General features: G+C 59.1%; 8 protein-coding genes and 1 pseudogene. 3 read left to right on the forward strand and 6 right to left on the reverse strand.

The features are described 5' to 3' along the window. Nucleotides 1–479: 479 nt before the first annotated feature. The 3 genes and pseudogenes from dusB to DFT_RS07070 form a co-directional block, all read right to left on the reverse strand. A pseudogene (dusB, locus tag DFT_RS07060) lies at nucleotides 480–1574 on the reverse strand (tRNA dihydrouridine synthase DusB). Continuing rightward, the gene (locus tag DFT_RS07065) at nucleotides 1501–2415 is read right to left on the reverse strand and encodes a DUF1848 family protein (protein ID WP_054030524.1); all 915 of its coding nucleotides are present in this window, start codon (nucleotides 2413–2415) and stop codon (nucleotides 1501–1503) included. The pseudogene dusB and the gene DFT_RS07065 overlap by 74 nt, the downstream one beginning before the upstream one ends. Then, on the reverse strand, nucleotides 2416–2739 hold the full coding sequence (locus tag DFT_RS07070; protein WP_054030525.1) for a hypothetical protein: 324 nt from the start codon (nucleotides 2737–2739) through the stop codon (nucleotides 2416–2418). It lies immediately after the preceding gene. Nucleotides 2740–3029: 290 nt separating this feature from the next. Here DFT_RS07070 and DFT_RS07075 point away from each other — a divergent pair, with 290 nt between their 5' ends. Together DFT_RS07075 and DFT_RS07080 are read left to right on the forward strand one after the other, a co-directional pair. After that, nucleotides 3030–5435: a 3-hydroxyacyl-CoA dehydrogenase/enoyl-CoA hydratase family protein gene (locus DFT_RS07075; RefSeq protein ID WP_054030526.1), complete on the forward strand. Its 2406-nt coding sequence runs from the start codon at nucleotides 3030–3032 to the stop codon at nucleotides 5433–5435. Nucleotides 5436–5491: 56 nt separating this feature from the next. Beyond that, nucleotides 5492–6676, forward strand: a complete 1185-nt coding sequence (locus tag DFT_RS07080) for a thiolase family protein (RefSeq protein WP_054030527.1) — start codon at nucleotides 5492–5494, stop codon at nucleotides 6674–6676. An 86-nt stretch (nucleotides 6677–6762) separates the two neighbouring features. Here the strand turns inward: DFT_RS07080 and DFT_RS07085 are convergent, their stop codons facing one another. From DFT_RS07085 to serC, 3 genes are all read right to left on the reverse strand, one after another. Continuing rightward, a complete protein-coding gene (locus DFT_RS07085) occupies nucleotides 6763–7368 on the reverse strand; it encodes a hypothetical protein (RefSeq protein WP_054030528.1) in 606 nt (201 codons plus the stop codon). 68 nt (nucleotides 7369–7436) lie between these two features. Next, on the reverse strand, nucleotides 7437–9179 hold the full coding sequence (locus tag DFT_RS07090; protein ID WP_054030529.1) for an aldehyde ferredoxin oxidoreductase family protein: 1743 nt from the start codon (nucleotides 9177–9179) through the stop codon (nucleotides 7437–7439). 428 nt (nucleotides 9180–9607) lie between these two features. Then, nucleotides 9608–10696, reverse strand: coding sequence for a 3-phosphoserine/phosphohydroxythreonine transaminase (gene serC, locus DFT_RS07095; RefSeq protein ID WP_054030530.1), 1089 nt, complete (start codon nucleotides 10694–10696; stop codon nucleotides 9608–9610). Between the two features lie 602 nt (nucleotides 10697–11298). On the opposite strand from serC, the gene hisD reads away from it, so the two are divergent. Then, nucleotides 11299–12609, forward strand: a complete 1311-nt coding sequence (gene hisD, locus DFT_RS07100; protein ID WP_369688305.1) for a histidinol dehydrogenase — start codon at nucleotides 11299–11301, stop codon at nucleotides 12607–12609. Nucleotides 12610–12656 lie beyond the last annotated feature (47 nt).

The following is a 12656-nucleotide window of genomic DNA, read 5'->3' on the forward strand; positions in this document are numbered from 1 at the left end:
AACGAGCACCTGCAGGTGTCGATTTGTCATCGGCGTGCTGAATTCTACAAGGCACAATATGAGGCAGAATCAAGCGTAAGAAATGAACAGCGTACGATTCTATTGTGCGAGATGTGTGTCGGCCTGATATCATATCTATTCATACCTGGCAATACTTCTTTTATCAAAACATTGGTTCTAATTGAATGCTGTTCATTAAACCCGGCGTGGGTGGAACAGGTGGCCGATGCCACACGCCAAGCGGTCAAGTGCCAGTAAAATGCACGGCGGGCGGCCCAGAAACTCGCTGCGCTCAAACAGTCTGGGCCGCTTGTCCGCCGTTTGCATTCAACCGGCACTATTGACCACAGGCGTATGTGGCCCTGGCCACCTGCCCCACCCACGCCTGCCATGTCCGTTGCCATGCGAATTTTTTATCAAACACCTTTTGGAAAGGATGCTCTTCAGGGTGAATCACATTCAATGAGAATAGCCACAGTTCAGAAATTTTCGGACGACAAGACTTCGCTTTGAAAATCGGCGATGATTTGCATGGCCTGTGCCCGGCTTTCGATCCGGCGGATGGCATGGCGAAATTCCCTGGCACCGGGCAATCCTCTGGCGAACCAGCCGAGTTGGCTGCGAAGCATGAAGCAGGCCCACGCTTCGCCGAAGCATGCCACCGTGGATTCCACGTAGCGGATCATCACTTCGAAGCGTTCCCACAGGGCAGGGGCGGCGGGCGGCCGTCCGGCGAGTAATGCCCGGGTCTGGGTGAAGATGAACGGATCGCCGATGGCGGCGCGGCCGATCATCACGGCATCGCATCCGGTTTCGTCGATCATCCGGGCCGCGTCCCCGGCGCACGTGATGTCGCCGTTGCCCACCACGGGCAGGGAGGTCGCCGCCTTGATCCTGGCGATCAAAGACCAGTCGGCGCGGCCGGAAAACCCCTGGCGGGCGGTTCGGGGGTGTACGGTGATGGCGTCCACGCCGCAATCCCTGGCGATCTGCGCCAGAAGCAGGGCCTGATCCCCGGAAGGCTCCCACCCGCTGCGGATCTTGATGGTCAGGGGTACATCGATGGCGGCCCGCACGGCCTGCAGGAGTCATGCGGTGGCGTTTGGATCGCGCATCAATGCCACGCCCGATCCGCTCTTGAGTATTTTTTTGACCGCACAGCCGCAGTTGATGTCCACCAGGTCGGCCCCGGCCGCTTGCGCCTGGCGGGCGGCTTCGGCCATGATGGCCGCATCGCTGCCGAAAATCTGGACCGAGAGCGGCTTTTCTTCCGGGCGGCTGGCGAGCATGCGCTTCGTTTTTTCAGAACCCTTCACCAGCCCCATGGCACTGATCATTTCCGAGCAGACCAGGGCGCATCCGGCCGCTTTGGCCATCAGGCGCATAGGCAGGTGGGAGATTCCGGCCAGGGGTGCGAAAATCGTGGGGTTGTCCAGGACGATGCCGCCGATGCGGGGACGGAGAGGACGGGGCATGGCCGCGGTCGCCTCTCTGGCTCGGTCATCCATTGGCGTTGTCCGGTTCCGGCAGTGTCTTATGCCGGTCGCCGGCCGTGTCGCTGGCCGGATTGGCATAGCAGAACAGACAATCGTGATAACAGGGGTGCAATCGGTAGCTGCCGATATCCCGGGAATGCCGGCACCCGCACCCGGCCGCCACCCGCTGGCCGGTGTCGTGTTTCAGGGTCACGTCCGGACCGTACAGGTCGGCCAGGCGGTGGTTGGGGATGCACGCCGCACCCGCCACGTTGACACCGGTCGGCATGGCGGCCAGCACCTCTTTTTCACAGCAGAGCATCAACTGGATCTCCAGCTTTTCCAGGCGCCCCGTCATGGACACGATCTGATCGACCTTGCGGGACAACGGCGGGTCGTACAGGCTCAGGCCTGACGCAGAGGTGCGCCGGACGACCTTGCGATACAAATCCACGAAGCTGGTGATGCAGATGCTTACACCGGCCCCGGCGGCGCGCTCGGCGATGTCGAAAAACCGGTCCAGGTTATCGCCCTCCCGGCCGTCGTCGGTTATGAAATAGCAGATGGGATCGAAACGCCACTGAATGGTCCGGGCTCCGAACAGATCGGCCAGGCGCTCGATCTGGGCCAACCGGTCGCTCAATGGCGGCACCCCGGGTTCCAGGATCGGGTGGGGGGAGTTGATCGTGAAATTGAAGAAGAGATGGTATCCTTTTTGGATCAATGCTTGTCCATACTCACCGTCGATAAAGGGGTCGAAATTTTTGGACCAGAAGACGATGCTGTGCACCTGATCGGCGGCGGCCGGTACCCGCACCGGTGCGGCGCCGTATGGATGGGGGACTTCGAACACCCCCTTTTCGATCTGGGCCATGAACCAGGGCATGTAAAAGGCGGGAATATCTGTGCGGCGCGAAGCGGATAAAACGATCCGGTGCATCTATTTCTTTTTGAGGTCGGCCAGGGAGATCACCTTGCCTTTTTCACCCCCGGCCTCCTTTTCGGATTGTCCCACGGGTTTTTCCCTCGATTCCGGACTTTTTACCCGTTCCAGGCGCATGGGCTTGCCCTCCATGGTAAAGGTTTCGCCCTCGATATAGACGTCTCTGAGGATCCAGGTGACCACCATCAACGGAACTTGGAGCAGCAGCAACTTGACATGGTACCAACCCCGTTTCACATCCGGTTCGATGGCTTCGACGCGGGCAAACGCCTGGGGTTTATCTTCAATATAAATCAATACGATATCATTTACATCCGTCATGATTGGGCGCCTCTGCGGTGGTCGGTCCGGGATGATCCCATAAGTGATCGGCATGATGTCATAAAGCCCTTTTATTGTAAAGAGACAGCCGTGTGATGGCATTTATCCCTTGACATGGATTTGTCTGTTCTGCTAACTGAATGAACGTTCATTCATAATTGGTGTCCATCCATACATGATACCTTCTGTGGATGGACAGCACGTGGTTCTTGATGTGCATAACCTACGACGCCGGGGTATCAAAGGCATCTTACCGGCGAACAAACCGCATTTGGGTATTAGGAGGGATCATGACAAGGAAAATCAGGAAAGCGGCGGTCATCGGGTCCGGTGTGATGGGCGGAGGCATTGCGGCCCTTTTGGCCAGTGCCGGAATCAAGACACTTTTGCTCGATATCGTTCCGTTCGATCTCAAAGAGGAAGAAAAAAAGGACCCCAAGGCACGCAATCGCATCGTCACAGCCGGTTTGCAGGGTATTCAGAAGGCCAGGCCGGCGGCCCTGATGCACCCGAGCGACATCAATCTGATCTCGATCGGCAACACGGAAGATGATTTCGACAAGTTGGCCGATTGCGACTGGATCGTGGAGGTGGTCGTCGAGAACCTCAAAATCAAACAACAGCTTCTCAAGCGCATCGAGCCGGTGCGCAAAAAAGGCGCCATCGTTTCCTCAAACACCTCCGGTATCCCCCTTAAGGCCATGAGCGAAGGGTTGAGCGATGATTTCAAACAGCACTTCCTCGGAACCCATTTTTTCAACCCGGTGCGTTACATGAAGTTGCTGGAGATCATCCCCGGCGAGCAGACGCTTCCCGAAGTCTTGACATTCATGGCCGATTTTGGTGAACGCAAATTGGGCAAGGGCATTGTCTGGGCCAAGGATACGCCCAATTTCGTGGGCAACCGCATCGGTGTGCACGGCTCGACCCGCACCATGCAGATCATGCTCGAAGAGGGACTGACCATTCCCGAAGTCGACGCGCTGTTCGGGCCGGCAATGGGACGCCCCAAGACCGGCGTTTTCAAGACCACCGATCTCGTGGGCCTGGACATTGCCGCCCATGTGTCCAAAAATACCTACGAGCTGGTGACCGATGACGAAGCCCGCGACGCGTTCGTCCTGCCCGAATTCGTCCAGAAGATGCTCGACAAAAAGATGCTGGGCAACAAGACCAAGGGCGGGTTCTACAAGACCGATCTGACCCCGGAATGGAAAAAGATCCGCAAGGTGCTGGACCTCAACACCTTCGAATACAAAGAGTATGACAAACCCGACTTCCCCTGCCTGACGGCCGCCAAGAAGGCCAAGACCGATGAAGAGAAGATCCAGGCCATGGTGTTCGGCGACGACAAGGGTGCCAGGTTCGTCTGGCGGGTGACGGCAGAAGGGTTGATTTACGCCGCCAACCGGATTCCCGAAATTGCCGACACCATCGTGGAAATCGACAACGCCATGCGCTGGGGCTACGGCATGGATCGCGGGCCGTTCGAAGTGTGGGACCTGCTCGGCGTCGCCCGCGTGGTCGAACGCATGGAAAAAGATGGATTGGTGGTGCCGGCCAAGGTCAAGGAGATGCTCGCCGCCGGAAACACCTCTTTCTATAAGGTCGAAAAGGGACAACGCTTCTTCTACGACTTTGTCACCAAGAGCTACAAACCCATCGTCACCAGCGACACCGTGATCTCCCTTGCCATGCTCAAAGCGGCCAAGGGCGTGGTGCTGGGCAACGCGTCGGCCTCGTTGATCGATCTGGGCGACGGCGTTTTTTGCGCCGAGTTCCACACCAAGATGAATGCGCTCAACGACCAGATCGCGGAGTTCCTGGAACAAGCGCACGACTATGTGGATGCCAACGGCGTCGGCATGGTCATCGGCAACCAGGCCGGCGGCATGCCCGGGGCCTTTTCGGCCGGCGCGGACCTGGTCCAGGTCAAGGAGGCGGCCGCCCAGGGTTTGTTCGATGACATCGAAAAGGCGGTCAAGCGTCTTCAGGATGTGATTCAGCGCGAACGTTACAGCTGCTATCCGGTCGTGGCGGCGCCGTTCGGCCTGGCCTTGGGCGGTGGTTGCGAGATCTGCCTGGGCGCGGATCGGATCGTGGCCCATTCGGAGCTTTACATGGGATTGGTCGAGGTCGGCGTCGGCCTGCTGCCCGGCGGCACCGGTTGTCACGCCCTGTGGCGCAAGGTGATCGAGAACATTCCGGCATCGGTGCCTGATTACGAATTGACCAAATTCTTTATTCCCGTTTTCCAGGCCATCGCCATGGCCCAGGTCTCCACATCGGCGGCCGAAGCCCGTGCCAGGGGCTTCCTTGGTCCCAAGGACCGCGTCGTCTTCAACCGCGATCATTTGATCGGCGAGGCGAAAAAGGAAGTGCTGCGCATGGCCGACGACGGCTACACCCCGCCGGTGAAACGGCCGTTGCGGGTGTTGGGCGAAGCGGCCTTCGGCATCGCCAACGCCGAACTGCTCAACATGACCAATGCCGGTTACGCAAGCGAGTATGACGCCTATCTGGCCAGCCGCATCGCCTTCGCCATCGGCGGGGGGCAGAGTCGGACCGGGAGCCTGATGAGCGAAGATTCCATGCTGGCCCTGGAGCGGAAGACCTTCGTCGACCTGCTGAAACAAGAGAAGACCATTGCCAGGATCGAACATATGCTCAAGACAGGCAAGCCGTTGCGCAACTAACACATTAGCGAAAGCATACCCATTAAAATAACCCAACCTATTTGTGGAGGGATATCATGAGAGAAGCATATATTGTCAGTGCCGTCCGCACGCCGGGATGCAAGCGGGCCAAAGGCGCTCTGAAAGATACACTGCCCCTGGATCTTATTTCTTTTATTCTGAAAAGCGCGGTGGAAAAAGTGCCGCAGCTCGATGCCAACGATATCGACGACGTGATGATCGGCTGCGCCTTTCCGGAAGCCGAGCAGGGACTGAATATCGGGCGAAATGGGGCCAAGCTCGCCGGTTTTCCCGATAAGGTCTCCGGCGCCACGGTCAACCGGTTTTGCGCCTCCGGCCTGGAAGCCATTGCGGACAGCGCCATGCGCATCATGGCGGGCTGGTCGGATGTCACCATCGGCGGAGGTATCGAATCGATGACCTACGTGCCCATGGGCGGCAACATGCCGAGGCCCTATCCGGATCTGGAAAAAAGAGAGATCGATCTGTTCGTCTCCATGGGCATCACGGCCGAAAATGTGGCCAATCGCTACAACATCACCCGCCAGATGCAGGACGAGTTTGCTTATCAATCCCAGATGAAGGCCGCCGCTGCCCAGAAAGAGGGGCGTTTTACCGAGATCGTCCCCACGCCGGCCACCAAGTTCGTGCTCCAGAAGGATGGGACCTACAAGCGCGAAACTTTTATTCAGGACTTCGACGACGGCGTGCGGGCTGAAACGACCCTCGAAGGCCTGGCCAAGTTGCGTCCGGCTTTTGCGCTGACCGGCTCGGTCACAGCCGGTAACTCCTCCCAGACCACCGACGGCGCGGCCGCCACGGTGCTGATGAGCGGCGAAAAGGTCAAGGAACTGGGCATCAAACCCCTGGCCAAACTGAAATGCTACACCACCGTGGGCTGCCGGTCGGACGAAATGGGGGTGGGTCCCCGATATGCCATTCCCAAGCTGCTCAAATTGGCCGGCATGACCATTGACGACATCGGTGTCTGGGAGATCAACGAGGCCTTTGCCTCCCAGGCGCTGTATTCCATCCGCGAACTGGGCCTGGAAAAGTATATGGACCGCATCAATCTCAATGGCGGCGCCATCGCCTTGGGCCATCCGTTGGGCTGCACCGGCGCCAAGCTGTGTGCCACTTTGATCGCCAATATGCAGCGCACCGGCGCCAGGTTCGGCGTCGAGTCCATGTGCATCGGCGGCGGCATGGGTGCCGCGGCCCTGTTCGAACTCTGCGACTAACCCCTTCCGTTCCTCACGAAAGGGTTTCGTTGACCTGAAGTCCTTCCTTAAAAGACCGAAGCTGCCGAGAGGTGGCTTCGGTTTTTTTATGGGGAGGGGGAAAGCACGACCAACCGTATCCAACCCTCGGGCCAGGCGACAGCAGGCAGCCGATCGGGCGGAAGGGATTGGCCGTTCCAGACCACGCTATCTATGGCGGCCAGGGCCGAAGGCGATAGCTGCGCGAAGTGGCGGGCGAGGGACGGGCCTTTGAGCCATATTCCCTGCTGCAGAAGCATTGGGCCCAACTCTTTGGCCACCATATTGAACAGTTTCAGGGTCACCATGGTGTCGTGGTGTCCGGCTTCCAGGCGGTCGGTGGGCCGTTGCGATATGTCTTTGCGGAAGACGGCCAGCAGGCCGCCTTTGCGCAAGGTGGCGCCCATCAGGCCGGGCATGGCCGCAGAGAGGGCCACGGTGGCATGTTCCGTCACACGGATATCTTCCGGGCGATCCACGGTGCGCCCGTCGACGAAGATCGTCTGCACCCGCTGGTCGAGATAACCGGGGGTAATGCCGATCCGGCCGCAGAGCAGTTCGATCAGCGGCATGCCGACCTGGGCCGGTATCCCCACACCCGATCCAAAGAGGGCTGAGGATAAGAGGCCTTGCGGCTGGCCCGTGGTGATGACGAGGGATGCGGTGGTTGTCATGGCGGCAAAATCAAACGGGGCGCCGGGTTGCGGCGCCCCGCGGTTATTGGCGGTTGACGGGGAAGGGATTAAAAGTTGAATACCTCATCGAGTTCCTTGTCGCTCACATCGAAGGTCACATTGTGGGGCGGCAAGGCCTCTTTGAGCAAGTAATCCGGCAGGCGATCGTGTGCCTTGGTCAAACCGGCGGCCGCGTTGAAATCCCGTTCCTGTTTGAGGATGGTTTTGCCCAGGGCGGTCACGTCGTCGGCCGTCAGGTTCGCTCCCGTGAAACCGTTGATCAGGTCGATCAGGGACTGGAAGGTTTCCGGCTGATCCAGAATAGCAAACGCGATGAACAGACACATGCCGGTGGCATCGATGGCGGCGGTCGCAATCTGCAGATTCCGGGACAGTTCGATCTGACCCTTGGGGCTGAGAGGATCCACGCTGCCGCCCACGCCCAGCAGGTTGGCCGTCACCGCGTAACCGGCGGTATGATCCGCACCCATGGTCGTCGTCGCATAGGTCACACCCATTCCTTTGACGGCCCGGGGATCGTAAGCGGGCATGGACTGGCCTTTGACCACCGGCACGCGCTCGATGCCGAACACCCTGCCGGTGACCGCGGCGCCGCTGCCCAGGATTCGGCCCAAAGGAGTGCCTTTGCCGACCTCTTCCAGGAGTCGGATGGCCCCCTCGGCATCGCCGAATTTGGCCAGGCCCGCGTCCATCGCCACGGCGATGGTGGCCCCCATTTCGATGGTGTCCAGGCCGAAGTCGTCATCCATGCGGTCGATCCTGGCGATGGCGTCCAGGTCGTCGATGCCGCAGTTGCCGCCGTGGGCCCATACGGTTTCGTACTCCGGCTGCTTGCTTACGAAGCGGCCGTTTTTGTCGTAGAAGGTTCCCGAGCACCGGATGACACATCCGCGATGGCACCCGTGGGTGGCCGATCCCTCGCCGCCCCGGCTGTTTTCCAGTTCGGCCTGGGCTTCGCCGCTGATTTTGGCGGCGCCTTCGAACTGGCCGGTTTTGAAGTTGCGCGTCGGGTAGGCGCCGGCCTCGTTGACCACATTGGTCAGCACGTTGGTGCCGTAGGCCGGCAGCCCCTGGCCGGTGACCGGATGTTTGCGCAGACCGGCCACGAATTCCTTGTTGGCAGCCTTGAATTTTTCTGGGTCTTTGGGGGTGCGCATCGACGTGCCGGCATCATCGATGACGATGACCTTGATTCCCTTGGATCCCATGACCGCACCCACACCGCCCCGGCCCGCATGGCGTGTCGGACGCTGCTCCATGTCGGTAAAGGCCACGGAAGCGGCGCTCAGTTTCATCTCGCCGGCCTGGCCGATGGAGATGCAGCTTACCTTTTCTCCGAACTCGGCCTTGATCTTGTCGACCAGGTCGTAGTTGCCGAGCATCTTGAGGCTGTTGTCCGCCTGGATGGTCGCGCCGTGCTTGTTGATCACCACTTTGTAGAGCGTGTCGTCCTTGGGGGCGCCTTCGAGGATGATCGCCGCATAGCCCAACCGGGCAATCATCTGGGATGGCTGGCCGCCCGAATTGGCCTCTTTGATGCCACCGGTCAAGGGGCTTTTGCAGCCCACGGAGATTCTGCCCGACATGGCCGCTGCCGATCCGCTGAGCAGGCCGGGCGCAATGACCAGTTTGTTGTCGGTGCTGAGCGCATGGCAGGTGGGGGGCACTTCCTTGGCCACGACGGTCGATGTCATGGCGCGTCCGCCCAACCCGGCGTAGGGTCCGAGGGGTTCGGTTTTGATCTCCGGACCGGCGCTGCCACTCATGTTGATACGTAAGATTTTGTCCATGCCAAGCCTCCCGTTAAGATTGGTATTGGTTAAGCCGAACAATCATAAGGCATCTAAGATACAATAGGGGTCTCTGGGAAAAGTGATCCTGTTAATAGGTTTAATTTAACATGTAATTATGGGTAATCATCGGTATTGTCAAGCAGAACCGGGAGCGACAGCATCTCGCGTAAGGGAACGTTCGGCGGGTGTCATGAACCGGGTGTCGGGTATGGAAAGGGGCTTCGATAAAGGACGGGATGACGACCTGAGAAGATGACAAAAAAACCAGAAGCGACATTCGGCACCTTTCGGGGGTTCGACGGCCCAAAAGGCGTTTGGCCGGATGCGGAGGTGGGGTGGAGCGAGAAGACCACTGGGCAGACGCTCAGGTGACGCCGCCTGTCCAGTGGGTGATGGCGCGTGAGAAAAGCGAAGGCGATGAACGATCAGCCGTTGCTCTTTTCGAATTGTTTCATGAAATCGACCAGGGCTTCCACCGCTTTCAGTGGGGTCGGATTGTAGATCGATGCCCGGCAGCCGCCCACCGATCGGTGCCCCTTGAGTCCGCCCAGGTCGTTTTTCAGGGCTTCGGCCACGAATTTTTTCTCCAGCTCTTCGCTGGGCAGCCGGAAGGTCACGTTCATCCGGGAGCGGCTGTCCGCATCCGCGGTGCCTTTATAAAAGCCGCTCTGGTCGATATAGCCATAGAGCAGATCGGCTTTCTGCTGGTTGATCCGGGCCATGCTGTCGAGACCGCCGATTGTCTCCTCCAGCCATTTGAGGACCAATTGAACGGTGTACACGGAAAAGCAGGGCGGCGTGTTGAACATGGAGTTCTTTTCGGCATGGGTGGAGTACTTGAGCATGGTCGGCAAATTTGCCGGTTCCAGCTTGAGCAGGTCATCGCGCGCTACCACCAGGCAGACGCCGGCCGGCCCCATGTTCTTCTGGGCACCGGCGTAGATCAGGCCGAAACGGCTGGCGTCGAAAGGCCGCGAAAAGATGTCCGAGGACATATCGGCCACCAGGGGAACCTTGCCGGTGTCGGGCATCTCGGCCCACTGGGTTCCCTTGATGGTATTGTTGGTGGTGATGTGAACGTAGGTCGCATCAGGGGTGAACTGGATATTTTTGGGAATGTAGGCAAAGTTTCGATCTTCCGAACTGGCCACGACATTGACCTTTTTCCCCAGGATCTTGGCTTCTTTGATCGCCTTGGTGGACCAGGTGCCCGTGTTGACATAGTCTGCGCTGCGGCCGTCGGCGAGAAAGTTCATCGGAATCATGCAAAACTGCATGCTGGCCCCGCCCTGCAAAAACATCACCTGATAGCGGTCGTCCAGCTTGAGCAGGCGTTTCACCCGGGCCACGGCGTCGTTGATGACATCATCGAACCATTTCGACCGGTGACTGACCTCGGTGATGGACATGCCCGAGCCCTTGAAATCGAGAAAATCTCTCTGGATCTCTTCCAGTACGCTCAAGGGGAGTGCAGCCGGGCCGGCGTTGAAGTTGTAGATGCGTTTCGGACTCATGAGATGACCTCCATTGATATGAGTGATGACGGCAGATCCCAGCAGTCAAGGATGTGATGACGCTAACCTGTCGAGGCATTCAAAACGTCTTTCTATCTTAAATTCCGATGGATAAGTCAATGCCAATTTGGACGATCCAAAGAGGGGGCAGGGGCCTGTGCATTTGGCCACGGCCGCGGGCCGACACCAGCAGTTCTAACTGAATGTGATTCACCTTGAAGCGCATGGATTACAGAAGTTGTTTGATAAAAATAATCGCATGGCAACGGCGATGGTAGGCGTGGGTGGAGCAGGTGACCAGGGCCACATACGCCTGCGGTCAATAGTGCCGGTTTAATGCAAACGGCGGACAAGCGGCCCAGACTGTTTGAGCGCAGCGAGTTTCTGGGCCGCCCGCCGTGCATTTTACCGGCACTTGACCGCTTGGCGTGTGGCATCGGCCACCTGTTCCATCCAGGCCGGGTTTAATGAACCGCATTCATTTAGAATCCCTGGGCCGACTTTGCTACTTGACACCCATGCGGCAATTGCCCATATTCGAATTTTTTGCTGACAAACCGATATTTTTTGGCGGATGCCATCACACCGACAAGGGGAAGACAGTGATTAACATATTGGAATATCCATCGGAAGCTGCCGTCAAACGGCTCGACCGCATCGTTGCCCGTGATCTGGCTTTCAGCCGCAAGGAGTTGGCGGCGGTGCAACGCATCCTGGAAACCGTACGGAAAGAGGGGGATCAGGCCCTCATCGCCTATACCCGCCAATTCGACGCCCCCGATTTCTCGGTCGACCAGATCGCTGCCACCCCGGAGGAGTTCGCGGCGGCCGAGCGCAAGGTCGATCGAAAATTCAAGCGGGCGCTCGGACGCGCCATCGAACAGATCAGCGAATTTCATCGCAAGCAACTGCCGCGCTCCTGGTTCGATACCCCGCGTCCGGGGACTTTCCTGGGGCAAATGGTCCATCCGGTGGATGCGGCCGGCGTCTATGTGCCCGGTGCGAAAGGCGGGGAGACACCGCTCGTCTCCTCGGTGCTGATGGGGGCCATTCCGGCCAGAATCGCGGGCGTCCCGCGCGTGACCATGGTCACGCCGCCCACCCGGGACGGTGCGGTCAGTCCCCATCTGCTGGTGGCCGCAAAGATGGCCGGCGTCGATGCGGTTTGCAAGGCCGGCAGCGCCTGGGCGATCGCCGCCCTGACCTATGGGACGGAAACGATTCCCAAAGTCGATGTGATCGTCGGGCCGGGCAACATTCACGTGACGTTGGCCAAAAAACTGGTGGCGGGTACCGTGCAGATCGATATGATCGCCGGGCCGAGCGAGGTGCTGGTCGTCGCAGATGAATCGGCCAACGCCGATTTCGTGGCCGCCGATCTTCTGGCCCAGGCCGAGCACGACCCCCGCGCATCGGCGGTTCTGTTGACCGACTCCAAGACGCTGGCCGTCGCGGTTCAGAAATCCCTTCAACGCCAGGCCGCCCGGTTGGCGCGCAGGCAGATTGCCGAACAGGCGCTCAAAGCTTATGGCGCGCTGATCTGCGTGCCCGATCTGGATAGCGCCATCGACCTGGCCAATAGCATCGCGCCCGAGCATTTCGAACTTCAGGTGAAGGCACCTTTCGATTATCTGGGGCGCATCAAACATGCCGGCGCCGTCTTCATGGGCAGCTTCACGCCGGAACCGGTGGGAGACTACGTGGCCGGTCCCAACCATGTGTTGCCCACCGCCGGTACGGCCCGGTTCTCTTCGGCCCTGAGCGTCAATAACTTTCTGAAAAACACGAGTGTGATTTACTACACCCCCGATGCTTTCAAAGAGGAGGCCGACGACATCATGTGCCTCGCGCGCATCGAAGGGTTGGAGGCGCACGCCCGTTCCGTCGAGCTGCGTCTGATACCGGAAAAGTAACAGCGCCACCCACAGCCGGCCGGAACCGATTGGGGATAGAGTTGATC

It is taken from the genome of Desulfatitalea tepidiphila, from assembly GCF_001293685.1.
GTDB lineage: Bacteria > Desulfobacterota > Desulfobacteria > Desulfobacterales > Desulfosarcinaceae > Desulfatitalea > Desulfatitalea tepidiphila.